The organism is Hydrogenophaga sp. 2FB (assembly GCF_005503365.1).
In the GTDB taxonomy this organism is placed as follows: domain Bacteria; phylum Pseudomonadota; class Gammaproteobacteria; order Burkholderiales; family Burkholderiaceae_C; genus Hydrogenophaga.
Genome location: NZ_SCML01000016.1, coordinates 24,199 through 46,818 on the forward strand (window position 1 = coordinate 24,199; position 22,620 = coordinate 46,818).

Annotated in this window: 22 protein-coding genes; 15 read left to right on the forward strand and 7 right to left on the reverse strand. The window is 67.6% G+C overall.

Annotated features, from left to right (window positions below):
- Position 1: 1 nt before the first annotated feature.
- Together FFS09_RS11325 and FFS09_RS11330 are read right to left on the reverse strand one after the other, a co-directional pair.
- Entirely contained in the window at positions 2-697 is a 696-nt protein-coding gene (locus tag FFS09_RS11325; RefSeq protein WP_137918977.1) for a helix-turn-helix transcriptional regulator, read from the reverse strand.
- An 86-nt stretch (positions 698-783) separates the two neighbouring features.
- Positions 784-2,487 carry a thiamine pyrophosphate-binding protein gene (locus tag FFS09_RS11330; RefSeq protein ID WP_137918978.1) on the reverse strand — a complete coding sequence of 568 codons (1,704 nt, stop codon included), beginning with the start codon at positions 2,485-2,487 and terminating at the stop codon, positions 784-786.
- A 39-nt stretch (positions 2,488-2,526) separates the two neighbouring features.
- Between FFS09_RS11330 and FFS09_RS11335 the strand changes: the two genes are divergently transcribed.
- The 6 genes from FFS09_RS11335 to FFS09_RS11360 all read left to right on the forward strand — a co-directional run bounded on the left by FFS09_RS11335 (position 2,527) and on the right by FFS09_RS11360 (position 8,470).
- Positions 2,527-3,177 (forward strand): TetR/AcrR family transcriptional regulator, encoded by a 651-nt coding sequence (locus FFS09_RS11335; protein ID WP_137918979.1) that lies wholly within the window; start codon positions 2,527-2,529, stop codon positions 3,175-3,177.
- Positions 3,178-3,255: 78 nt separating this feature from the next.
- Entirely contained in the window at positions 3,256-4,260 is a 1,005-nt protein-coding gene (locus FFS09_RS11340) for a Bug family tripartite tricarboxylate transporter substrate binding protein (RefSeq protein ID WP_137918980.1), read from the forward strand.
- Between the two features lie 21 nt (positions 4,261-4,281).
- The gene (locus tag FFS09_RS11345) at positions 4,282-4,779 is read left to right on the forward strand and encodes a tripartite tricarboxylate transporter TctB family protein (protein ID WP_137918981.1); all 498 of its coding nucleotides are present in this window, start codon (positions 4,282-4,284) and stop codon (positions 4,777-4,779) included.
- Between the two features lie 9 nt (positions 4,780-4,788).
- Positions 4,789-6,291 carry a tripartite tricarboxylate transporter permease gene (locus FFS09_RS11350; protein ID WP_137918982.1) on the forward strand — a complete coding sequence of 501 codons (1,503 nt, stop codon included), beginning with the start codon at positions 4,789-4,791 and terminating at the stop codon, positions 6,289-6,291.
- On the forward strand, positions 6,288-7,118 hold the full coding sequence (locus FFS09_RS11355) for a sugar phosphate isomerase/epimerase family protein (protein WP_137918983.1): 831 nt from the start codon (positions 6,288-6,290) through the stop codon (positions 7,116-7,118). Before FFS09_RS11350 ends, FFS09_RS11355 begins: the two co-directional genes overlap by 4 nt.
- Positions 7,115-8,470 carry an enolase-like domain-containing protein gene (locus FFS09_RS11360; protein ID WP_137918984.1) on the forward strand — a complete coding sequence of 452 codons (1,356 nt, stop codon included), beginning with the start codon at positions 7,115-7,117 and terminating at the stop codon, positions 8,468-8,470. Before FFS09_RS11355 ends, FFS09_RS11360 begins: the two co-directional genes overlap by 4 nt.
- A 211-nt stretch (positions 8,471-8,681) precedes the next feature.
- Here the strand turns inward: FFS09_RS11360 and FFS09_RS11365 are convergent, their stop codons facing one another.
- The 3 genes from FFS09_RS11365 to uraD all read right to left on the reverse strand — a co-directional run bounded on the left by FFS09_RS11365 (position 8,682) and on the right by uraD (position 10,944).
- Entirely contained in the window at positions 8,682-9,281 is a 600-nt protein-coding gene (locus FFS09_RS11365; RefSeq protein WP_137918985.1) for a YdeI/OmpD-associated family protein, read from the reverse strand.
- A gap of 105 nt (positions 9,282-9,386) precedes the next feature.
- Positions 9,387-10,367 (reverse strand): Bug family tripartite tricarboxylate transporter substrate binding protein, encoded by a 981-nt coding sequence (locus tag FFS09_RS11370; RefSeq protein ID WP_252374331.1) that lies wholly within the window; start codon positions 10,365-10,367, stop codon positions 9,387-9,389.
- Positions 10,368-10,386: 19 nt separating this feature from the next.
- On the reverse strand, positions 10,387-10,944 hold the full coding sequence (gene uraD, locus FFS09_RS11375) for a 2-oxo-4-hydroxy-4-carboxy-5-ureidoimidazoline decarboxylase (protein WP_171019979.1): 558 nt from the start codon (positions 10,942-10,944) through the stop codon (positions 10,387-10,389).
- Positions 10,945-11,047: 103 nt separating this feature from the next.
- On the opposite strand from uraD, the gene FFS09_RS11380 reads away from it, so the two are divergent.
- The 9 genes from FFS09_RS11380 (at position 11,048) to FFS09_RS11420 (ending at position 21,041) form a co-directional block, all read left to right on the forward strand.
- Positions 11,048-11,989 (forward strand): LysR family transcriptional regulator, encoded by a 942-nt coding sequence (locus FFS09_RS11380; RefSeq protein WP_171019980.1) that lies wholly within the window; start codon positions 11,048-11,050, stop codon positions 11,987-11,989.
- Positions 11,990-12,306: 317 nt separating this feature from the next.
- Positions 12,307-12,771 carry a (2Fe-2S)-binding protein gene (locus FFS09_RS11385; protein ID WP_137918989.1) on the forward strand — a complete coding sequence of 155 codons (465 nt, stop codon included), beginning with the start codon at positions 12,307-12,309 and terminating at the stop codon, positions 12,769-12,771.
- Positions 12,768-15,008, forward strand: a complete 2,241-nt coding sequence (locus FFS09_RS11390) for a xanthine dehydrogenase family protein molybdopterin-binding subunit (protein ID WP_137918990.1) — start codon at positions 12,768-12,770, stop codon at positions 15,006-15,008. Before FFS09_RS11385 ends, FFS09_RS11390 begins: the two co-directional genes overlap by 4 nt.
- A gap of 67 nt (positions 15,009-15,075) precedes the next feature.
- Positions 15,076-15,792, forward strand: coding sequence for a Crp/Fnr family transcriptional regulator (locus tag FFS09_RS11395; RefSeq protein WP_137918991.1), 717 nt, complete (start codon positions 15,076-15,078; stop codon positions 15,790-15,792).
- A gap of 105 nt (positions 15,793-15,897) precedes the next feature.
- Entirely contained in the window at positions 15,898-16,902 is a 1,005-nt protein-coding gene (locus FFS09_RS11400; RefSeq protein ID WP_137918992.1) for a Bug family tripartite tricarboxylate transporter substrate binding protein, read from the forward strand.
- 13 nt (positions 16,903-16,915) lie between these two features.
- Positions 16,916-18,295: an allophanate hydrolase gene (locus FFS09_RS11405; protein WP_171019981.1), complete on the forward strand. Its 1,380-nt coding sequence runs from the start codon at positions 16,916-16,918 to the stop codon at positions 18,293-18,295.
- Positions 18,292-18,837 carry an amino acid synthesis family protein gene (locus FFS09_RS11410; protein ID WP_137918994.1) on the forward strand — a complete coding sequence of 182 codons (546 nt, stop codon included), beginning with the start codon at positions 18,292-18,294 and terminating at the stop codon, positions 18,835-18,837. The genes FFS09_RS11405 and FFS09_RS11410 overlap by 4 nt, the downstream gene beginning before the upstream one ends.
- 25 nt (positions 18,838-18,862) lie before the next feature.
- Positions 18,863-20,290, forward strand: coding sequence for an amidohydrolase family protein (locus tag FFS09_RS11415; RefSeq protein ID WP_137918995.1), 1,428 nt, complete (start codon positions 18,863-18,865; stop codon positions 20,288-20,290).
- Positions 20,291-20,294: 4 nt separating this feature from the next.
- The gene (locus FFS09_RS11420; RefSeq protein WP_137918996.1) at positions 20,295-21,041 is read left to right on the forward strand and encodes a sulfite exporter TauE/SafE family protein; all 747 of its coding nucleotides are present in this window, start codon (positions 20,295-20,297) and stop codon (positions 21,039-21,041) included.
- A gap of 6 nt (positions 21,042-21,047) precedes the next feature.
- Here FFS09_RS11420 and FFS09_RS11425 read toward each other — a convergent pair whose 3' ends face one another.
- Both FFS09_RS11425 and FFS09_RS11430 read right to left on the reverse strand, forming a co-directional pair.
- Entirely contained in the window at positions 21,048-21,620 is a 573-nt protein-coding gene (locus FFS09_RS11425) for a carboxymuconolactone decarboxylase family protein (RefSeq protein ID WP_137918997.1), read from the reverse strand.
- On the reverse strand, positions 21,617-22,594 hold the full coding sequence (locus tag FFS09_RS11430; RefSeq protein ID WP_137918998.1) for a Bug family tripartite tricarboxylate transporter substrate binding protein: 978 nt from the start codon (positions 22,592-22,594) through the stop codon (positions 21,617-21,619). The genes FFS09_RS11425 and FFS09_RS11430 overlap by 4 nt, the downstream gene beginning before the upstream one ends.
- Positions 22,595-22,620 lie beyond the last annotated feature (26 nt).

Genomic DNA, 22,620 nt, shown 5'->3' on the forward strand with positions numbered 1-22,620 from the left:
CTCACGGGTGGGAAAACTCCGTGGCATTGTGCGACATCGGCGCAATGATGCGCAAGGCGGGCACCACCGGGGGCAGGCTGTTGACCCGTTGCAGCAGGCTGCGGATGCTGGACGCACCGGCTTTGACGCGCAGTGTCTTGATCTGGCTGCGCACGGTCGACTCGGCCACGCCATGCAGGCGCGCGATCTCGCCGATCGGCAACCCCCGGCATAGATGCACGAGCACCGACTCTTCGCTGCGGCTCAGGTTGAGCGAGCGGGAAAACATGCGCACCGCGAGGTTGTCGCAGCTGCTCTGGCGCGACATCAACACCAGCACGGAAGGCGCATCGGCTTCCAGCGGGTGGCTCAGCGGGGTGAAGGCGAGTGAAAGTTCTCTGTCGTCCACATGCATCATCACCAGCTTGCGCTGGCCGCGGAACGACGATTCGATGGCTTCCTGGATCTGCTCCGTGAACGCGGTGCGGCTGCCCAGCAGGCAGTTGCCGATCGATCGGACGATGCAGCCCCTGGCCAGTTCGTGGCGCGCCAGATGGTTCGCATGCAGGATGCCGCCTTGCGGATCGATGATCAACATGCCGTAGTCGATCTCGTCGAACACCCGCATGAGGTGCGGTCGCCCGATGCCGGCACGCACGCCGGTGCTGTCCATCTGCGCCGCGCCACTGTTCCAACCCGACTCTGCTGTCTGCAACATCGCTCACTCCTATCAACGGATGAGCCAGTCTAGGCAGCACAGCCCTGGGCAGGGTGTGCGCGGGTGCCGTGAGCTTTGTGACTTATTTACAGGACCGCGCGCTGCGCCGCCTGCCGGATCGCGCCGAGCGTGCCCCGGGTGGTGATCACATCCACGTCGAGCAGCACCTCGATCACGCTGCCCGTGGGCGCAGCCAGCGCGCGCCGCAGCGCGGGCTCGAACTCGGCCGTGTGCGTGATGCGCTCGGCGGCGTAACCGTAGGCGCGGGCCAGGGCGCAGAAGTCCGGGTTGGCCAAACCCGAACCGCTCACGTGCGCCGGGTACTCGCGTTCCTGGTGCATGCGGATGGTGCCGAAGCTGCCGTTGTTGAGCAGCAGCACGATGCTCTTCGCACCGTGCTGCACGGCGGTGGCCAGTTCCTGCCCGTTCATGAGGAAGTCGCCGTCGCCGGCAATGGTGAACGCGGTGCGCCCGGTGAGGATGGCCGCGCCAATGCCCGCCGGCACGCCATAGCCCATGGCGCCATTGGTGGGCGCGAGCTGCGTCTTGCAACCCTTGGCCAGGCCGTGGTAGCGGTAGAAGCGGTGCAGCCAGCTCGCGAAATTGCCCGCGCCGTTGGTGAGCACGGCATCGGCCGGCAGGTGCTTCTGCAGCGTGTGGATGAGCGCGGGCATGTCAATGGTGCCGGGCAACTGGATGCCGCCGTTGGCGACATCCACATTGGCCTCGTAGTCCGCATGACACGCCTGGGCCCAACCGCTCCACGCCACGGTGGGCGGCGCCGTGAGCACCTCCAGGCTGCGCGCGGCCGCGTTCATGGTCGCGTTGATCGCCAGCGTGGGCTGGTACACGCGGCCGAGCTCTTCGGCGCTGCTGTGGATGTGCACCAGCTTCTGCGCCGGCACCGGCGCTTCGACCAGGGTGTAGCCGCTCGTGGTGGACTCGCCCAGGCGCGGACCGATGGCGATGAGCAGGTCGCTCTCGCGCACGCGCCGCGCCAGGGCGGGGTTGATGCCCAGCCCCACGTCGCCGGCGTACAGCGGGTGGTGGTTGTCAAAACAGTCCTGGAAGCGAAACGCGTTGGCCACCGGCAGTTGCCAGTTCTCGGCGAAGCGCTGCAGCGCGGCGGCGGACTGCGGTGTCCAGCCACCGCCGCCCGCGATCACCAATGGGCGCTCGCTGGCCAGCAAGAGCGTGCGCAATTCGCGCAACGCGCCCGGGTCGCTCCAGGCCTGCACCGGTTCCACGCGCGGCAGCGGCTCGGCGTCTACCACCTGCGTGAGCATGTCTTCGGGCAGCACCAGCACCACCGGACCGGGGCGGCCGTTCATCGCGGTGGCGAAGGCGCGTGCCACGTACTCGGGGATGCGGCGGGCATCGTCGATGCGCTCCACGCGCTTGGCCATGCCTTTGGTGGACGGGCCGAAAAACACGGCATAGTCCAGCTCCTGAAACGCTTCGCGGTCGCGCGCGTCGCTGGCCACGTCGCCCACGAAGAGCACCATCGGCGTAGAGTCCTGGAACGCCGTGTGCAGGCCGATGGAGGCATTGGTGGCCCCCGGCCCGCGCGTCACGAAGCACACGCCGGGGCGCCCGGTGAGCTTGCCCTGGGCTTCGGCCATGAAGGCGGCACCGCCCTCCTGGCGGTTGGTCACGAAACGGATGCGTTCGGCGTGCGCATGAAAGCCGTCGAGCACCGCGAGGTAACTTTCGCCGGGAACGCCAAAGGCGTGCGTCACGCCTTGGGCGATCAGGCATTGCACAAGCAGGTGGCCGGCAATCTGGGGCATGCGATTGACTTTATTAACTTATTGGTGAATTATTCCGACATGAGCAGCACACCCACACCGATCGCAGAAGAGCGTCTGCGCGACGCCGATCGATCGCAGAATACCATTCTGAATGCGGCGCGCGACGAGTTCGCGGAGCATGGTCTTGGCGGCGCGCGCATGGACCGCATCGCCGAGCGCTCGGGCCTGAACAAGCGCCTGATCTACTACTACTTCGAGGACAAGGAAAAGCTGTTCCAGGCCGTGCTGGAGCAGGTGTACCACCACATCCGCGAAGAAGAACGCAAGCTCAACCTGCAGCACCTCAAGCCGGCCACCGCGCTGCGCCGGCTGGTGGAATTCACCTGGAACTATTACCTGGAACATCCCGAGTTCCTCACCCTGCTCAACAGCGCCAACCTGCACCGCGCGCGGCATCTGCAGCAGTCGGAGCGGGCGCGCCAGCTCAACTCGCCGCTGATCGCCATGCTGAGCGACGTGGTGGAGCGCGGCCGCGCCGAGGGCACCTTCCGCAGCGGCATCGATCCGCTGCAGCTCTACGTGTCGATCGCCGGGCTGTCGTACTTCTACCTCTCGAACAACCACACGCTCTCGGCGATCTTCGGCCGCGATCTCATGACCCCCAAGGCGCACAGCGAACGCCTCTCGCACATGTGCGATGTGATCCTAGGGTATGTACTGACCAGCTGAGGGAAATTGCGGGTTGACGGTGGATGGAGCGGTTTCTATTATTAACCGCTCGGTGAATTAATACCCAGGAGACATCTCATGAAGACCGTTCCCGTCCGCCAACTTCTCGTCACCGCGGCGCTCGCGGTGGTTTCGGTCAGCGCCATGGCGCAATGGAAGCCTGACCGCCCCATCACCTTGATCGTGCCCTGGGCGCCGGGCGGCTCCACCGACCAGGTCTCGCGCGTCACCGCCGCCGAGCTGGAGAAGCACCTCGGCCAGAAAATCGTGGTGATGAACCAGCCCGGCGCTTCGGGTTCGGTGGGCACCAAGAACGCGATGGCCGCACCGGCCGACGGCTACACCTGGACCGCGGGCGGCGCCAAGGACCTGGGCACCTACAAGGTGCTGGGCATGCTCGACACCTCGGCCAGCGACTGGAACCTGTACCTGAACGTGGCGCACATCGCCGTGGTCGGCGTCAATGCCGACACCCCCTACAAGACCATGGCCGAACTGCTCGCGGCCATGAAGGCCAAGCCGAACTCGGTGTCGGTGGCCACGGCCGGTGTGAACTCCAGCGGCCACTCGGCCATCGAGGCGATCGCGCGCGCGGCCGGCGTCACCTACAAGCACGTCACGTACGACGGTGGCGCGCCCGCCGCGGTGGCCGCCGCCTCCGGCGAAACGCAGGTGACGACGCAGCTCGCCGCCGAGCAGACCGACATGATCCGCGCCAAGAAGATCCGCCCGCTGGCGGTGGTGGGCGACAAGTCCATGGAGATCGAAGGCTTCGGCACGATCCCGCCACTGTCGCAGTTCATCCCCGGCTTCAAGGACCCGATCAACTACTTCGGCATCTTCGTGCCCAAGGCCGCGCCACCCGAAGTGGCCGCCACGCTCAACAAGATCTGGGCCACCGAAATGGTCAAGAGCGAGGCCCTCAAGAAGTATGCGGTGTCGCGCGGCGCGATCTTCGCCCCGATGTCGGGTGACGAAGCGCAGAAGGCCGTGTTCCCTGCCATACAGTCGTACGCCTGGACGCAACAGGCCGCCGGCAAGGCCAAGGTGTCGCCCGATACCGTCGGCATCCCGAAACCCTGAACGCCGCACACGAAAGACCACATGACCGAGGGTGGAAAAACCGCCCGCTCCGATCTCTGGGGCGGTGCGGGCTGGGTGGTGTTGGGCCTGGTGATCGTGCTGGGCGCGCTGCGCATGGACCGCTTCGAATCCATGGGCGCGCAGCTCTACACCATGCCGGGCTTCGTGCCGGGTTTGATCGGCGGGTTCGTCGCGTTGCTCGGCCTCGTGCTGATGCTGCGCGGCTGGTTGCGGCAACGCGCCGAGGAACCCGCGAAGGACGCGCCACCGATCGAGCCGCTGCTGAACCGACGCATCGTCATCACGACGCTGCTTTCGCTGCTGTACGCGGGCCTGTTGCTCGGACGCGCGCCGTTCTGGCTCGTCACCGCCCTCTTCGTCGCCGCCTTTGTCGCCCTCTTCGCACCGGCAGAACACACGCCAGCGCGGCGCCTGATCGTGTCGGTGGCGGCCGGTGTGCTCACCTCGGCCGTCGTCACGCTCGTCTTCGAGCAAATCTTCCTCGTCCGTCTCCCCTAGGCCAGCACCATGTTTGACGGATTGATCCTGTTCGGCGAATCGATCGCGCGCTTCAGCTCGCCCGAGACGATCGCCTATGCCCTGTTGGCCTCGCTGGTGGGCGTGGTGATGGGCGCCCTGCCCGGCCTCACCGCCACGATGTCGCTGGCGCTGATGACCACGCTCACGCTCAAGCTGCCGCCCAGCCAGGCGCTGCTGATCCTGATCTGCACCTACGTGGGCTCGATCTACGGCGGTTCGCGCTCGGCCATCCTGCTCAACATCCCCGGCACGCCCGCCTCGGCCGCGTCCTGCCTCGACGGCTACGCACTCGCGCGCCAGGGCATGGCCGGCCGCGCCATGGGCATTGCCACCACCGGCTCGGTGATGGGCACGCTCATCGGCATGTTCTTTCTTGCCACGCTCACACCGGTGCTCGGTGGCCTGGCGCTGAAGTTCGGCGCCTATGAGTTCTTCTGGCTCGCCCTGTTCGGCGTCATCATCGCCGGCACGCTCACGGGCGACGACCCGCTCAAGGGCTGGATCGCCGGCATCGCGGGCCTGTTCGTGGCCACCATCGGCCAGGAGCCACAGTACGGCTACGAGCGTTTCGCCTTCGGCGTGCGCGATCTCGCCGGCGGCCTTCAACTGGTGCCTGCGCTGGTGGGCGCGTTCGGCTTCGCCGAGCTGCTCACTGCGATGCGCGAGCGCCAGGCGCCGGTGAAGATCAGCCCCTTCGACACCGTCATCCCCAAGGTGCGCGACGTGCTGCAGTACTGGCGCACCATCCTGCGCTCGGGCCTCATCGGCACCGGCGTGGGCATCGTGCCGGGTGTGGGCGAAGACGTGGCGGCCTGGTCGTCCTACGCGGCGGCCAAGCGCGCGAGCAAGGAAAAAGAGAAGTTCGGCAAAGGCTCGATCGAAGGTTTGATGGCCGCCGAGACCGGTGACAACGCCTGCGTGCCGGGTGCCGTCATCCCGGTGCTCACGCTGGCCATTCCCGGCTCGGCGCCCGCCGCCGTGTTGATGGCCGCGATGATCATCCACGGCGTCAAGCCCGGCCCGCTGATCATGGTGGAGAACCCCTCGTTCGTGTACGACGTGGTGGCCATGATGCTGTTCGCCACCATCGGCATCCTCATCTTCGGCCTGGTGCTCACCAAGGCGCTGGTGCAGGTGCTGCGCGTGCCGCAACACCTGATCGTGCCCATCGTCTTCGTGCTCTGCGCGGTGGGCAGCTTCGCCATCGCCGGCCGCCTGTTCGACGTGTACGTGATGCTGGCTTTCGGCCTGATCGGTTTCTTCCTGCGCCACTACGGTTACCCCATGGCGCCGCTGGTGCTGGGCATCGTGCTCGGCGACCTGATGGAGAAGAATCTGCGCCGCGCGCTCATCCTGTCCGACGGCGATCTCTCGCCGTTCTTCACGCGGCCCATTGCCGGCACCGTGGCGGCCTTGATCTTCGGCACCATTGCCTGGAAGCTCTGGTCGCTCTACGTACGCCGCCGCACCACACCCCGGGCCGTGGCATGAAGCTGTCGCTGTGCAATGAGGTGCTGCAACCCATGCCACTGGCCGCGCAGTGCGAGGCCGCCGCGCGCATGGGCTATGACGCCTTGGAGATCGCGCCCTTCACGCTGACCGACGACCCCACCACGCTCGACGCGGCCACCGCGCGCCAGGTGCGCGACACGGTCCACGCACATGGCTTGCAGGTCTCCAGCCTGCACTGGCTGCTGGTGAAACCCGAGGGCTTGTCGCTCGTCAGCGACGACACCGCCCTGCGCCGCCGCACGATCGATCTGCTGCGCCGCCTGATCGACTTCGCCGCCGCCTGCGATGCGCGCGTGCTCGTGCACGGCTCGCCCAAACAGCGCTCGCCGCTGCCGGGCCAGAGCCAGGCCGACGCCACCGCGCGCCTCGAAGCCGCGCTGGCCGAACTCGCGCCGCACGCGGCCGCGGCCGGCGTCGTCTACTGCCTCGAACCGCTCGGGCCTCTTGAAACCAATGTCATCAACACCGTGGCCGAGGCCGCTGCGATGGTGGACCGCATCGGGTCGCCGGCCCTGCGCACCATGCTCGACGTGAGCGCGGCGTCGCAAAGCGAACGCCAGCCGGTGCACGAGGTGCTGCGCAACTTCCTTGCCAGCGGCCACATCGCGCATGTGCAGGTGAACGACAGGAACCGCCGTGGCCCCGGGCAAGGCGACACCGACCAACGCCCGGTGCTGCAGGTGCTCAAGGACATGGACTACCGCGGCTGGGTCGCGGTCGAACCCTTTGACTACGTGCCCGACGGCCCCGGCTGCGCCGAAGCCTCGCTGCAACACATCCGCGAACTCTGGAGAACCCTCACATGACCCCCGTGACCCTGCGCATCCGCGAAGTGCGGCTTTTTGAGCGCCACGTCACCCTGCGCCTGCCCTTCCGTTTCGGCGCGGCCACCGTCACGCAATGCCCGCAGGCCTTCGTGCAGGTGCATGCCGAAGTCGATGGCAAAGTGGTCGAAGGCGCGAGCGCCGAACTGATGGTGCCCAAGTGGTTCGACAAATCACCCGGCCTCACGCACGAACAGAACTTCGAGCAACTGCGCGAGGCGCTGCGCAACGCGCGGGGCGCCCTGCGCGCCACGTCCGATGCGCTGAGCCCGCACGCCCACTCGCAAACCGCCGGCGAAGACGCGATCGCCGTGTCGACGGCGCGTGGCCTGCCCCGCCTGGTGGCGCAGTTCGGCACGGCCCTGCTCGACAAGGCGGTGGCCGACGCGGCCTTGCGCGCCGCGGGCCTGCCGTGGGTGGAGGGTCTGCGCGCCGGTGTGCTGGGCGACCCTTGGAGCACGCAACTGCCCTTGGCCCGCCCCGACAGCGTGGTGCTGCGCCACACGGTCGGCCTGGCCGACCGCCTCACCGACGACGAGCCCGGCAACGATCCACAAGACGGCTTGCCCGCGACCCTGGCGTCCGCGATCCGCCACTACGGCCTGCACCATTTCAAGCTCAAGCTGAGCGGCCAGATCGACGCCGATATCGAACGGCTCACGCGCATCGGCGAGGTGCTGCAACGCGCGGCGGGCGACTATCGCGTCACGCTCGACGGCAACGAAACCTTCACCGACGCCACCAGCCTCGGCCGCTTCTGGCACACGCTGCGCACCACGCCAGCACTGGCCGACATGTTGCAGCGCACGCTGCTGCTCGAACAGCCGCTGGCGCGCGCGGTGGCGCTGCGCGAATCCATCGCATCGCTCGGCATCGAAGTGCCGGTGATCCTGGACGAATCCGACGACCACGCCAGCGCGCTCGACGAAGGTCTGGCTCTGGGCTACAACGGCATCTCCAGCAAGGCCTGCAAGGGCATCTACCGCTCGCTGCGCAACGCCCACCGCATCGCGCAAGACCCGCGGCTGCTGCTCTCGGGCGAAGACCTGACCTGCCAGGCGGGGTTGGCGGTGCAGCAGGACACGCTGCTCGCGGCCAGCCTGGGCGTCACGCACATCGAGCGCAACGGGCATCACTATGTCGATGGCTTCGGCACCGCGCCGGCGGGAGAGGCCGAGGCCTTCGCGGCGGCGCACCCGGGCTTCTACAGCACCGGCGCGGGCCGCCCCCACCTGGCCGTTCGCGATGGGCAGTTGGACCTCACTGCCTTGCACGTACCGGGTTTCGCGACGGCTTCGATGCCGCAGTGGCGTAGCTTGCAGGCGATCGGCTGAGGCCGACCAACTGGCCTAGGGTCACCGGGTTCTGAAAGAGCCTTCCCATAGAGCGAAGGACTGTGAATCCGCAGGTCCCTGGTTCGAGTCCAGGTCGGGGAGCCAGAAAGCCAGACTTTGGCTTGCGGCCGTATGCAGGCGCCTGTGATCGCCCGCTTTGGCGCAGCCCGTTTAGGACTTCAAGTCAGCCGGCGAGCGACGCGTCCCAACCCTACTTCCTTCTCTGCGGGTAGATCGTCTCGCCGTGTTTGAGCATGTCGACAAAAGCCTCGATCTTCTTCTGGCGTCCTGCCGCTGTCTTCATGTTGTGGACGCGAAAGGCGAGCGCAAAGCGGTTCTGCTCGCTGAGGCTCGTGAGCATCTTCCTGGCCTCGGGCTCGGCGTCGATCGCCGCCTGGAGATCGCCAGGGATCTTCATCTCCTTGCCGCTGCCATAGGCGCGGTCCCAGCGACCGTCCGCCTTGGCCGCGTCCACTTCCTCGAGCCCGTGCTCAGTCATCCGGCCTTCTTGGATCAGCCGGGCCACGTTGCCGACGTTGATCTTGCTCCACACACTTTTGCTGCGCCGTCGCGTATAGCGCTGCAGATAACTCTTGTCATCCAATCCCTTTCGCAGGCCATCGATCCAGCCCCAGCAAAGCGCCACGTCGATGGCTTGTTTCGGCGTCACTGAAGCCTGTCCCGAACTCACCTTATGGATCTTGATCCAGACCTCGTCCTCTTTGTCGTGATGCCGGGCGAGCCAGTCGTAGAAGCTCTGTTCGTCGACGAACTCGTGGACGCTCTTGGGGTCGACTGGTACTGATGCCATTGGACGGGCTCTCCCTCACTCTCTGACTTTACTGATCGCTGCGGCCGCCTGGCTTCACTGGGCTCCGCGACACTGCCGCGACGGAACCGAATTCTCTGTAGCCCCCTATTGCGGCACAAGCCCCGCAGCCTTCACCAGTTCCGCATGCAGCGCGATCTCCTGTGCGATGGTTTGCTGGAGTTGCTCGGGGGTGGTGGGCGCCAGGTCCATGCCTATCTCATGCAGTTGCTTCTTCACGTCCTCGCTCTGCAGGATGGCGTGCACCTGGCGGTTCAGCTGGTCCACGAGGGGGCGCGGCGTGCCTGCCGGAGCCAGTAGGGCGATCCAGGTCTGCATGACCATGTTCGGGATGCCTGCTTCGCGCATCGTGGGCACGTCGGCGATCAGCGCCGAGCGCTTGTCGCTCATCAGCGCCAGCGCTGTCAGCTTGCCGGTCTTGAGGTACGGCAGCGCCTCGGGCAGGGGCGCGAACAGCAGGTCAACGTTGCCACCCAGCAGGTCGTTGATGGCCAGCGCGCCGCCCTTGTAAGCCACATGGGTCATGCGCACCTGCGCCCGCGTCTCGAACATCAGCGCGGCCAGGTGTTGCGGGCTGCCGTCGCCCGAACTGGCGTAGTTCAGACGACCGGGATTGGCCTTGGCTGCGGCCAGAAGAGCCCCTGCGTTGGAGAACTTCTGCTTGTCCCTGACCACCAGCACCATGGACTGGTTGGCCAGCTTGGTGATGGGTGCGAAATCGGCCTGCGGGTCGTAAGGCATCTCTTTGAAGATGCTCTTGTTGGTGGTCAGGAACGAGGCGGGTGAAGCCATCAGTGTGTAGCCGTCCGGCGCGGCCTTGGCCACCACCGGCAGGCCGATGCGGCCGGAGGCACCGGCCCGGTTGTCCACCACGAAGGGCTGGCCGGTGACGGCGGCCAGCTTCTGGCCGACCAGGCGCGCGATGATGTCCACCCCGCCACCGGCAGGCAGCGCCACAATGAGTTTCACAGGATGGTCGGGATAGGTGCCCTGCGCGCCGGCGGGCACCACCGCGGCCAGCAGGCCCAGCGCGCACGTCAGGAGGGAAATTCTGCGTCGAGTGTTCATGGGTAACTCCGGTGGTAGGTCAGGAAGGAATGGATTCGCCATGGCTGGCCGCGTGGGAAACATCGGACAGCAGGCGGTCCAGCCGCAGGCGGGTGATGGCGGCAATTTCGCCGAGTGTGGTGGTTAGCTCGGTGGCACGGTCGTGTTCCAGGCGCTGCTCGAAGGCTTGCAGGGCCGACTCCCGCGTATGGCGGCGGATGCAGAGGATGAACGGGAAGCCGAAGCGCGTACGGTAGGCCCGGTTGAGCGCGTTCCAGCGCTCTGCCTCGTGCGTATCCAGCCGCGCCAGCGAAAGCGTGCCCTGCTCTGCAACAGACGCATCGGTCATCGTGCCCCGGCGGGCGTCTTCACCGGCCAGCTCCGGGTGTCCGGCATAGAAGGCGATGCGAGCGGGCTCGTCCCGCCCGGCCACCACCTCCACCATCGCCGTGTGTAGCGCTTCGACGGTCGCAAAAGGGCGCAGGCCTACGACGCCGCGTGCCACCCAGGGCGCATGCTCCCAGATCTCGGCCAGGGCGGCGCAAAAGACCTCGGGTGCGCAGGTATTGAGGTGCTCCAGGCTCGATCGTGTTGTCATGGAACGGATCGTAGGGACGCAAATCATTGCCGTCCATCACCATTTTTGCAGGGCTTCATACGCAAAATCAGTACACTCCACCTGCACTTCCCCCCTCCCACCCATGCGCCATTCGCTCGTTCCCGCCGGACTGCGCTACGCCGACCAGGTTGCGCGCTCGGGCTCCATTCAGAAGGCCGCGCGCGAACTCCACGTGGCGGCTTCAGCCATCAACCGGCAGATCCTGCATCTGGAGGAAGAACTCGGCGTGCCCTTGTTCGAGCGGTTGCCGCGCGGCATGCGGTTGACGCCCTCGGGCGACGCACTCATCACGCTGGCGCGCCACTGGCGGCAGGACGAACGTGGCGTGGTCGCCGAGATCCGGCGCATCCAGGGCGTCCACCAGGGCCATGTATCGCTGGTGGCCATGGACAGCCATGCCACCAGCGTCATGCCCGCCCTGGTGCGGGATCTGGGCGAGCAGCATCCGCTGGTCAGCCTGTCCATCACGCTGGCCACCCCCGACGATGCCGAGGTTGCCCTGCTGACCGGCCAGGCCGACCTGGCGGCCATCTTCAACCTGAAACCGCGCCGGGAGTTGCTGGTGCTCTGGAAAAGCGCGCTACCCCTGGGCTGCGTGGTGGCGCCCGGACACCCGCTGGCGCAGCGCGAGACGGTGAGTTTCCAGGAGGCCACGGCTCACCCGGTCGCGCTGCAGAGCAAGGCGCTGACGATCCGGCGCTATCTCGAGGCGCAGTACAACTGGCTGTTCAAGGAGCCCCGCCGCTATACCGAGACCAACTCACTGCAGCTGGTCAAACAGCTTGCGCTCGGCGGCGACCATGTGGTGTTCACGTCCGAGCTGGACGTGGCGCAGGAACTGGCCACCGGGCAGCTGGTCTTCATCCCAATCCGGGACCGGGGGGCCGAACCACAGGAGATCAGCGTGGCCGTGGATGCAACCAAGCCGCTCGGACCGATCGTGAAGCTGGTGTCCGAGCGGCTCATCGCAGCGGTGCAGGACTGCCTTGCTGCAGCACGTGAACAAGGTGCACGCGCAGTCTGACAACGATGCTCCTGAGGGCACGCAATCAAACGAGGATCGGATGTAACTTGGGCTGCGCTATCCGGATGAACTCGGGTTCTGTCGCCTGGTTCGTAGGGTGAGCCACGTTCTGGGAGCCTGCGGCACAGGGTTCACCAAGGATCACCCAGACATCCACGTCTGCTCAAGATTGGTTCGACGTGCTCCACCTACTCCTACGGGATGGACTGACGGCGGAGATGTCGCGGGCTTCGTCGCTTGCCTCGCGCTGTCGCTCGTGCGCCGTTCGGTCCAAAATGCGCCTCTAGGACAAAGCGTCACCACCAGGAGGCTCCCACATGCGACTGAACGTCAATGGCCAGGTTCACGATCTGGATGTCGAGCCCGAGATGCCGCTCTTGTGGGTGCTGCGTGACGAGCTCCGGATCACCGGGCCGAAGTACGGTTGCGGCATCGCCATGTGTGGCGCCTGCACCGTGCACATCAACGGCGCGGCCGTGCGCTCCTGCTCCGTTCCCGTGGGCCAAGTCCAGGGCAACGTCACCACCATCGAGGGGCTCGGCAAACCCGACGCGCTGCATGCCGTCCAGCGCGCCTGGGTCGAGCACCAGGTGGCGCAATGCGGCTACTGCCAGTCCGGTCAGATCATGTCGGCCGCCGCCTTGCTCGCGTCCAATCCGACGCCCACCGATGCGCAGATCGACGAGGCGATGTCGGGCAACCTCTGCCGCTGCGGCACCTACCCGCGCATCCGCGAAGCGGTGAAGGCCTCGGCCAAGGCGTTGAAGGGAGGTGCAGCATGAGCAAGCTCGCCAACGCCACGCGCCGCACCTTCCTGATCGCCTCGGTGGCGGTGGCGGGTGGTGTGGTCTTTGGTACCTACCTGGTGCGGCGAACACCGGCCAACCCCTTGCTCAACGGACGGGGCGATGGCCAGACCGTGTTCAACCCCTGGGTGAAGATCGACGCCAACGGCATCACGCTGATCGCACCGCACACCGACCTCGGCCAAGGCGTGCGCTCGGTGCAAGCCGCGTTCATCGCGGAGGAACTCGATCTGGCCTGGGGCCAGTTCACCGTCGAACCTGGTCCCCCCAGCGCGGCCTACTACAACACCGCCCTGGCCGAAGAACAGGTGCCCTTCATGTCGACCGACACGAGCACCTCGGCCCAGGCACTGCGGGCGACGATGGGCGCCCTGTTCAAGGTGATGGGCATGCAGCTCACCGGTGGATCGAGCACCGTGCCCGACAGCTTCGTCAAACTGCGCCAGGCCGGCGCGGTGGCGCGCGAAACGCTCAAGGCAGCGGCGTCGAAGCAAAGCGGCATCCCGGTGGATCAGCTCAAGACCGAGAACGGCGCGGTGGTGTTGCCCGATGGCAAGCGCCTGGCCTACACCGAGCTGGCGGCCCTCGCCGGCACCTTGGAGCCGGTGCAGAAAGTGCCGCTGCGCGACCCTTCGCAGTGGCGCCTGCTCGGCAAGCCCATGCCGAGGCTGGACATCGTCCCCAAGTCCACCGGCACTTTGACCTTCGGCATCGACCTGCGCATGGAGGGCATGCTGCACGCCACCGTCAAAGTGAATCCGCGCCAGGGCGGCAAGCTCAACAGCTTTGATGCGAAGGCCGCCTCGACCATGCGCGGGGTCAAGAAGATCGTGCCGGTCACCAACGGCGTGGCGGTGATCGCCGACAACACCTGGCGCGCGTTCCAGGCGGCCAACGCCATCCAGTTCGATTGGGGGCCGGCCCCCTACCCGCCCGAACAGGCCGAGCATTGGAGCGCGGTGGCGGCGTCCTTCGTGGCGGACCGGCTGGACAAGGAGTGGCGCAACGACGGTGATGTGGACGCGGCACTCGGCGCCGCGGCCATCACCGCGGAGTACCGCGCGCCCTACCTGGCCCATGCGCCGATGGAGCCGATCTCCGCCGTGGCCCAGGTGCGCGACGAGCGCGTGGACATCTGGGTCAGCAGCCAGGTGCCGCGCTTCGCGCAAGAGAAGGTCGCCAAGCTCACCGGCGTGCCCGTGGAACAGGTGCACCTGCACAACCAGTACTGCGGCGGCAGCTTCGGCCATCGGCTCGAATGCGAAAACATCACGCTCGCGGCCGAGGTCGCGAAGCAGATGCCCGGCGTGCCGATCAAGCTCACCTTCAGCCGCGAAGAAGATTTCGCGCACGACTTCCCGCGCCAGATCACCATGAGCCGCGCGCGCGGCAGCACGAAGAACGGCCAGGTCGACGCGTACGCGCTGGACATTGCCTCGGTGTCGTCCAGCGCCTCGCAGATGAAGCGCCTGGGGCAATCGGTGCCCGGACCGGACCGCCAGATCGCCGCCGGCGCCTGGAACCTGCCCTACGCGCTGCCGCACTTCCGCATGCGCGCCTACCGGGTGCCCGAACTCGCGCCCACCAGTTCCTGGCGTTCCGTGGGCGCGTCGAGCGCGGGTTTTTTTGCCGATGGTTTTCTGGACGAGCTGATCCATTCGGCAGGCGCGGACCCGCTGCTGGAGCGCCTGCGCCTCATGCAGGACCCGGTGGCGCGCCAGGTGCTCGAAGCCGTGGGCCAGATGTCGAACTGGAAAGGCGCGCGGCTGGGCGAAGGGCGCGGGCGCGGCGTGGCCTTCGTCGAATCGTTCGGCGTGCCTTGCGCCCAGGTGATCGAGGTGACGAACACGCCCAAGGGCATTCGCATCGACAAGGTGTGGGTGGCGCTGGACGTGGGCAAGGTCGTCGACCCCATCAACTTCGACAACCAGGTCAAGGGTGCCGTGGTCTGGGGTTTGGGGCACGCGATGAACTGCGAAGTGACCTACGCCGACGGCAAGGCGCAGCAGACCAATTTCCACGCGTACCAGGGCATGCGGCTGTACCAATGCCCCGAGATCACCGTGCAAGGACTGGAGCACGCGGCCAAGGTGCGCGGCGCGGGCGAGCCCCCGGTGCCGCCGGCCGCACCGGCGCTGGCCAACGCGATCTTCGCGGCCACCGGCAAGCGCTTGCGCGAGATGCCGTTCAGCAAGCACATCGATTTCGTCTGAGGAAGGGCAGAACGGCTGCGCGGCAGGGATGCCGTAATCTCGCGGATTGCACCTCCCTTGCGCATCCATGAAGAACTCCCGTCGCACCTCGCCCTGGTTGCAGCAGACCGTGCTGCTGTCCTCCCCCCCGGACCGCACCGACGGCCCGCCCAACCTGCTGCAGCAGCTCGAGCCCGCCACCCGAGCCAGCGTGCTCGCGCTGGGCCAGACGCGCCACTACCAGCCGGGCGAACAGCTGTTCCGCCAGGGTGACCTGCACGACGGCATCCACCTCATCGAAGCCGGGATGATCAAGTCGTTCTACGTGTCCGAAGATGGGCGTGAACTCACCTTGGGCTACTGGAGCGAAGGGCACTATGTCGGGGCGCCCCAGGTGTTCGGCGGCGGCCGGCATGCCTGGACGTCGGTGGCCATGGCAAAGGCGCGCTGCCTGTGGCTGCCCGGCCCGCAACTGCGGGCGCTGAGCGAACGGCACGGCGACCTTGCGCTGGCACTGGTGGACGTTCTGGTGCACAAGACCCAGTGTTATTGCGCCTTGCTGCAGCTCCTGGCCACGCACTCCATGCGGGTGCGGCTGGCACGGCTACTGGTCATGCTGGCCTCGCGCGCCGGGCACGCGGGCGTCATCGACCTCAGCCACGCCGAGCTGGCCGGCATGATTGGATCGACCCGGCAATGGGTCTCGATATCGCTGTCCCGTCTGGAAGACGCCCGCATCCTGCAGCGCCTGCCGAACGGCACCTACCTGGTGCAAGACGAAGCCGCCTTGCGTGCGGTGCGCTAGCCCGCCGATGCAACGGCCCCGCAATTAGTTGCTTGTCCGCGCAGCGGGCAATGCGGACACTGAACTCGACCGGCACATCCGCCGGGCCTATCCGGAGAGTTCATCATGTTCAACCGCCCGGCGTGCTCCGCCAAGCCCGTGTTCCTTCCCGCGCTGTTCGCGCTCTCCGTCACCGTGGCCTTGGGCGCCACGCCGGCGCTCGCGCAGGCCCAGGAGTACCCCTCCAGGCCCCTGTCCATCGTCGTGCCCTATCCACCGGGGAGCGCGAGCGACTTCGTGGCGCGCCTGTTCCAGCCCAGGCTGGGTGAGGTGTTCAAGCAGGGCGTGATCGTTGAAAACCGCCCGGGCGCATCGACCAACATCGGCACCGAACACGTCGCCCGCGCCGCGCCCGACGGCTACACCGTACTGCTCCAGGCGCCCAACATCGCCACCAACGAATTCGCCTTCACCAGCCTGCGCTGGAAGCGGGAGGATTTCGCGCCGGTGGGCCAGCTGGTCCGCTATTCCAACGTGCTGGTGGTCGGGCCCAGCGCCCAGGTGCGCGACTTCAAGCAGTTGGTCGCGGCCGGCAGCAAGACCTCGGCGTTCAACTATGGATCGGCCGGCACGGGCTCGCTGTCGAACCTTGGCGTGGAGATGCTCAAGAGCCACTCCGGCATGGCCATGCAGCACATCACCTACCCCGGCCCCGCGCCCATGATCAACAGCCTGCTCGGCGGCCATATCCAGTACGGCGCCACCAACCCCGCCAACTTCATGGCCCACGCCAAGGACCCGACGAAGAAGGTCGCGCCCCTGGTTGTCCTGGGTTCCCAACGCGACTCCACGATCCCGAACGTGCCCACGCTGGCGGACTTCGGCATCCAGGGCATCGAGGCCTACGGTTGGTTCGGTGTTCTGGTGCCGGCGAAGACGCCGCCCGCCGTGGTGGCGCGCTTGCACACGGAGTTCATGAAGGTGCTTGCCCTGCCGGAGGTGGCGGCGCGGCTCAGGGCCGAGTACATCGAGCCCCTGGGCTCCACGCCGGAGGAGTTCGGGCGCTTCATTGCGGCGGAAAACCGCAAATGGGGCGATGCCTTCCGTGCCGCCGGCATCAAACCCGAATGAGGACGTGAACACCATGACCGTTTCCCTGCGCTTCGATGCCCTGCGCCAGGCCTACACCAGCGGCGCCCTCACCCCGATGGAGGTGGCCGCAAGGGTGTTGGCGCTCATCCAGCAGCGAGGCGACGACCACGTGTGGACCGCCCTCGCCTCCCCCGAGGCCATCGCCGCGCGCGCCCACGCGCTGGCCGCTCGCCTGGGCGAGATTGACCTGTTGCCGCTCTACGGCCTGCCCTTCGGTGTGAAGGACAACGTAGACGTGGCCGGCATGCCGACCGCTTGTGGTTGCCCGGGTTTTTCGCGCATGGCCGAGCACAGCGCCGTGGCGGTGCAGAAAGCGTTGGACGCGGGCGCCATCTTCATCGGTAAACAATCGCTGGACCAGTTCGCCACCGGGTTGAACGGCACCCGCGCACTGGGCGGACACTGCCTGAACACCTTCGACCCCGCCATCATCCCCGGCGGCTCTAGCACGGGTTCGGGTGTGGCGGTGGCCGCCGGGCTGGTGAGCTTTTCACTCGGCTCGGACACGGGTGGCTCGGGCCGCATTCCCGCCGCGATGAACAACATCGTTGGCCTGCGCCCCAGTGTTGGCCTCGTGAGCAGCCGGGGCATGGTCTACAACAACCGCCTGTTCGACTGCGTGCCCGTGTTTGCACCCACGGTGGCAGAGGCCCGCACCGTGCTGCGGGCCATCGCCGGCCACGACGCGGACGATCCCATTGGCCGGATGACACCCGGTGAGCCCTGGTCGCTCGACGCCCGGTTCCCCGCGCAGTTCCGCTTCGCGGTGCCGGATCGCCTGGAATTCTTCGGCGACGCCGAGTCCGAACGCTGCTTCGCGCAAGCCATGCGGCATCTCGAGGAACTGGGCGGCACGGCGGTGCGCATGCCGTTCGCGGCGTTTCGCGAGGCAGGGAACCTGGTCTTCGAGAGCGCCCTCGTGGCCGAGCGGGCGGCCAGCTACGGCGAGGTGCTGGACACGCATCCCGATGAACTGGTGCCCGAGGTCGCCGCCATCCTGCAACGCGCCCGTGGCTACAGCGCCGTGGACGGCTTCCAGGCCCAGTACCGGCTGGGCGCGCTGCGCCGCCTGGTGCGCAACCAGCTGGAAGGTGTCGACGTGTTGGTCACGCCCACCGTGCCGCGCCCCTTCACCGTGAAGGAGATGCTGGCCGAGCCGCTGGTGCTCAACAACCAGGTCGGCTTCTACACCTACGGCGTCGGGCCGCTGGACCTCTGCGCACTCGCGGTGCCCGCCACGCTGCGCGCGGACGGCCTGCCCTTCGGCATCTCGTTGATCGGCCGGGCGGGTGAAGACGGGCGCCTGCTCGCCCTGGGCGAACGCTTCCAGGCGCACGTGCAATTGCGACCCGGTATCGAGGCACTGGCATGACACCGCGCAAGACCTGGGTGTGGCGCGAGACGGTGCACCGCGATGGCCCAACGCCCGCCGCGCGGCCAGTAACGCGCGTGGCCGTTGCCGTGGCCATCGCCAACCCCTGCGTCGGCACGCAAGCCAGCGATCTGTCGGTGCTGGAGGCGCTGGGCCCCCAACTGGCCGAACGCTACCTGCCGGAAGCCATCGCCCTGCTGCCCGGCCCTGCGGTGGCCTACGGCAAGGCCGCCATCGTCGGCACGCTGGGCGAGGTCGAACACGCCGCCGCGGTGCTGCATCCGCGCCTGGGCAAGCCCATGCGGGCGCTGATCGGTGGCGGTGCCGCGCTCATCCCGTCGACGGCCAAGGTCGCGGCCATGGGGGCGCGCATCGACGTGCCCTTGAGCCACAAGGACGACGCCTGGCACTTCGACGAACTGGACACGCTCACGCTGGGTTTCGAGGACGCGCCGCGCGCCGACGAAATCCTGGTCATCCTCGTCCTGAGCGATGGCGGCCGGCCCGCGCCGCGCATCGATGCGGGCCGCACCGCCATCTGACATTGATTGAAAACGCAAGCAGACCATGAAAACCTACATCCAGAACGGCACCGTCATCGCCTGGCGCAACGGGCGGCACCAGGTCATCCCCAATGGCGTGGTGGTGATCGAGAACGACCTCATCGTGGAGGTGGGCGCGGCCGCGTCCCACCCGCCCGGCCCGGGCGACCAGCAACTGGATGCGCGCGGTCGCATCGTGGCGCCGGGCTTCGTCAACACCCACCTGCACACCACCGACACGCTGTTCACCAAGGGCTACCTGGAAGAGTCCACCAACGTCAGCAACCAGGCGACCGAAACCAACTACGGGACGCTGTACAAGACACTGCCGGCCGTGCGCCATGCCTGCGATCCGCAAGCGCAAGTGATCGCCGCCGAATGCGCCTTCGCCGAGCTGGCGCGCACCGGCTCCACGACCGTGGTCGAGATGGGCTACGACTACGAAGTCGGCGGTGACGGCGACATCGCCATCACGCAGCAGGTGGCCGAAACCGCCATGCGGATCGGCCTGCGCTGCTGGTCGGCGCCGCGCTTTCGCGCCATGCACTACGGCCACGCGCCGGGCGGCAAGGTCTGGTACGAGCCCTATCCCGAAAACGGCCGCCAGCGCTTTCGCGACTGCGTCGACTTCTGCATCGGCTGGGACGGCAAGTTCGACGGCCGGCTGCACACCATGCTCGCGCCAGGGCAGATCGACACCTGCGACGCCGACATGCTGCGCGAGACCCGGCGCGTGGCGGACGCGCACCAGCTCCCGATCCACGTGCACGCCGGCCAGTCGCCGAGCGAATACGCCCGCATCCGTGCGGAACACGGCATGTCCACCGTGGCGTTCATGCAGAGCACGGGCATGCTGGGCCCCGACTGCTTCATCGGCCACGGCCAGATCATGACGGCCGACGGCGACATGGACTCGCTCGACGCCAACGAAGTGGCCGCGCTGCGCGACTCGCAAACCACGGTGGTCCACCTGCCCTGGGTCAAGGCCCGGCGCGGTGGCGTGATCAACTCCATCCACAAGTACCGCAAGCTCGGCATCCGCCAGTCCCTGGGCACCGACACCTTTCCGTTCGACATGTTCAACGACATGCGCATGGCGGCCACGGTCTGTCGCATCGTGGAGCATTCGGCGGACGTGGCCAGCTCGCTCGATGTGTTCACCATGGCCACGGTGGGCGGCGCCGACGGCCTCGGTCGCCCCGATCTGGGCCGCCTCGCGGCGGGTTGCAAGGCCGACATCGTGTTCGTGCGCACCGACACCTTCAAGGCCGCGCCGAGCTACGACCCCTTCATGTTCCTGGTGCTGTCGGCCACGGGCGACGATGTGGAGCGCGTGATGGTGGACGGCAAAACCATCGTGGAGAACGGCCGCGTGCTCGCGGTCGACATGCCCACAGCGGTGGCGCGCTTGAACGAAGCCGCCGAGCGCGTGCGCCGCAACGTGGTGCTCTGACGGCGTGACCCACGCAGAACTGCTGGCCGCCGCGGCCATCCTCGCTGGGGCGGGTTTCGCGCACGGGCTGTTCGGCTTTGGCTTCGCCATGATGGCCACGCCGTTGCTCGCGCTGTTCCTCGACTACCGGCTCGCCGTGGCGCTCGCGGCGTTTCCCCTGCTCGCCATGGCGCTGGGCTGGCTGGCGGTGCACGTGCGCTCGCGCGCGGCGCTGGCCAGCCAGACACGGCTGCTGCCCGGCATCGCCATCGGCGCGGGTGCCGGCACTTTGATGCAGATGAGCCTGCCCGAGGTGATCTCCATCACCTTGCTGGCCCTGCTCCTGAGCGCCAGCCTGGCGGTGCCATGGCTGACGCAACGCGCAGCGGCCCTTCGTGTGGCATCGGTGCGGGGCGCTGCCCCGGGCTTCGGCGTGCTGGCGGGCATGACGGAGTCGGCACTCAACGTGGGCGCCCCCTTCATGCTGCTCTATGGCTCGCTGGCGCGCCTGAGCCGCTTCGAGCAGTTGCTGGCGCTCAACGTCTGCTTCGCGCTGGGCAAAGGCATACAGCTCGCGCTCACCGCCCTGACATGGCCCGCGGCGGCCGGTGGCTGGCCACTGCTGGCGTGCACCACCGCCAGTCTGGCGGCGTACGCGGCGGGAAACCACCTCGCCGGCCGCTTCGACGAGGAACGGTTCCGCCGTCTGCTGCGCAACTTCATCGTGTGCATGGTGGCGGGCCTGCTGGTGCGCGCCGCCGTGCTCGCGTGAACACCGCTAGAACGGCGCCGACCCTGCTTCAGGAAGCGGCGGCTGCCGAACATTGAGGAGCAGCGCCACCGACGCGGCCAGTCCGCAGAAGGCCGCGAGTTCCGCAGCGCCGCGCACGCCGAAGCGCGCCGTGATGGCGTTGAAGGTTCCGTCGCCCACCGCATGCCGCGTGTGCAGCTCGTCCACGAAGCGCCAGGCTTCGAGCAGTTCGGGGGCCGTGCCGGCCGGTGGTGTGTCGCCGCGTCCGAGCGCGTCGATCAATGGCGCCGCGATGCCGGCCTTGCGCGCCTTGCCCGCGTGGTTGATCCACTGGTAACGGCAACGGTGCACCCGCGCCAGGTACAGGAACACAAGCTCACCCACATGCGCGGGCAGCGCGCCCACCCAGAGGGCGCGCGACCAGGCGTCGTACGCACGGGCCGCATCGGGCGCATGCAGCATCAGGCTGGCAGGGCCGGGCAACATGCCGCGCGTGCCCACGATCTCATCGTGGGCGTCCAGCTCGGCGGCCGACATGGCCTCGCGGGCGCGCGGGGGAAACCGGTCGCGCGGTGTCGGGTGCATCGTGCGCGTGCTCACGCTGGCTTGATGTTGCCGGCCTTGATCACCTCGGTCCACTTGGCAATTTCGCTGTCGATGCGCGCCTTGAACGCCTCGGCGGAGCTGCCCACCGGCAGAAAGCCCAGCTCTGACAAGCGCGCGCGAAGGGGGCCGGACTGCACGGCGCCACTGGCGGCCTGAGACAGCTTCTGCAGCACGGCCGCGGGCGTGCGTGCCGGCGCGATCATGCCGAAGAGCGGCGTGGTGTCCACCGCGGGCAGACCCAGTTCCGCGAAGGTGGGCAATTGCGGCAGTTGAGCGGATTTCGCGGTAACGGCCAGCGCCACCACAGTGCCGGCGCGAATGTGTTCCACCATGGTCGGCACCGTCGTGAAGCCGCACTGGATGTGGCCGCCGATCAAGTCGTTGAGCACGGTGGAACCACCTCGGTAGGCCGCGTGGTTGATGTCGATGCCGGCCGCGCGGCGCAACTGCTCGCCCGCCAGGTGCGGTGCACTGCCCACGCCGGCCGAGCCATAGGCCAGGCGGCCCGGCTGGGCCTTGGCCAGTTCGATGAACGCCTTGAGGTCTTTGACCCCCACGGAGCTGTGCGCGATGAGCACCAGCGGCGCCGTGGCCATGAGCGAGACGGGCGCGAAGTCGCGCCGCGTGTCGTAGGGCAGCGCGCTGCCGAAGAGCCCGGGGTTGATGACGAACGCGGTGTCGATGAAGCCCAGTGTCTGCCCGTCCGGCGTGGCCGAGGCGACGGCCTTGGTGCCGATCTGCGTGCCGCCGCCGCCGCGGTTCTCGACGATGAAGGAGGCACCGATAGGCCCTTCGAGCGCCTGGCTCAGCAGCCGGGCCAGGTTGTCGGTGGCGGCGCCCGGGGCGTAGGGCACGATCACTTTGACCGGGCCGCTCGGATAACTTTGCGCGCGCGCGGTGCCGGCCAGCGGCGTGAGGCACACGGCGGCAGCCGATGCCAGCAGATGGCGTCGATGGAGGTTTGGCATGGGATGTCTCCTGAAGAAATGGAACG

Coding starts and splice junctions, on each gene's coding strand:
- FFS09_RS11355 (WP_137918983.1), top strand. CDS start 6,288: ATGAAGCTGTCGCTGTGCAATGAGGTGCTGCAACCCATGCCACTGGCC.
- uraD (WP_171019979.1), bottom strand. CDS start 10,944: ATGACAACACGATCGAGCCTGGAGCACCTCAATACCTGCGCACCCGAG.
- FFS09_RS11345 (WP_137918981.1), top strand. CDS start 4,282: ATGACCGAGGGTGGAAAAACCGCCCGCTCCGATCTCTGGGGCGGTGCG.
- FFS09_RS11380 (WP_171019980.1), top strand. CDS start 11,048: ATGCGCCATTCGCTCGTTCCCGCCGGACTGCGCTACGCCGACCAGGTT.
- FFS09_RS11400 (WP_137918992.1), top strand. CDS start 15,898: ATGTTCAACCGCCCGGCGTGCTCCGCCAAGCCCGTGTTCCTTCCCGCG.
- FFS09_RS11350 (WP_137918982.1), top strand. CDS start 4,789: ATGTTTGACGGATTGATCCTGTTCGGCGAATCGATCGCGCGCTTCAGC.
- FFS09_RS11325 (WP_137918977.1), bottom strand. CDS start 697: ATGTTGCAGACAGCAGAGTCGGGTTGGAACAGTGGCGCGGCGCAGATG.
- FFS09_RS11385 (WP_137918989.1), top strand. CDS start 12,307: ATGCGACTGAACGTCAATGGCCAGGTTCACGATCTGGATGTCGAGCCC.
- FFS09_RS11340 (WP_137918980.1), top strand. CDS start 3,256: ATGAAGACCGTTCCCGTCCGCCAACTTCTCGTCACCGCGGCGCTCGCG.
- FFS09_RS11405 (WP_171019981.1), top strand. CDS start 16,916: ATGACCGTTTCCCTGCGCTTCGATGCCCTGCGCCAGGCCTACACCAGC.
- FFS09_RS11415 (WP_137918995.1), top strand. CDS start 18,863: ATGAAAACCTACATCCAGAACGGCACCGTCATCGCCTGGCGCAACGGG.
- FFS09_RS11335 (WP_137918979.1), top strand. CDS start 2,527: ATGAGCAGCACACCCACACCGATCGCAGAAGAGCGTCTGCGCGACGCC.
- FFS09_RS11395 (WP_137918991.1), top strand. CDS start 15,076: ATGAAGAACTCCCGTCGCACCTCGCCCTGGTTGCAGCAGACCGTGCTG.
- FFS09_RS11410 (WP_137918994.1), top strand. CDS start 18,292: ATGACACCGCGCAAGACCTGGGTGTGGCGCGAGACGGTGCACCGCGAT.
- FFS09_RS11360 (WP_137918984.1), top strand. CDS start 7,115: ATGACCCCCGTGACCCTGCGCATCCGCGAAGTGCGGCTTTTTGAGCGC.
- FFS09_RS11430 (WP_137918998.1), bottom strand. CDS start 22,594: ATGCCAAACCTCCATCGACGCCATCTGCTGGCATCGGCTGCCGCCGTG.
- FFS09_RS11365 (WP_137918985.1), bottom strand. CDS start 9,281: ATGGCATCAGTACCAGTCGACCCCAAGAGCGTCCACGAGTTCGTCGAC.
- FFS09_RS11330 (WP_137918978.1), bottom strand. CDS start 2,487: ATGCCCCAGATTGCCGGCCACCTGCTTGTGCAATGCCTGATCGCCCAA.
- FFS09_RS11390 (WP_137918990.1), top strand. CDS start 12,768: ATGAGCAAGCTCGCCAACGCCACGCGCCGCACCTTCCTGATCGCCTCG.
- FFS09_RS11370 (WP_252374331.1), bottom strand. CDS start 10,367: ATGAACACTCGACGCAGAATTTCCCTCCTGACGTGCGCGCTGGGCCTG.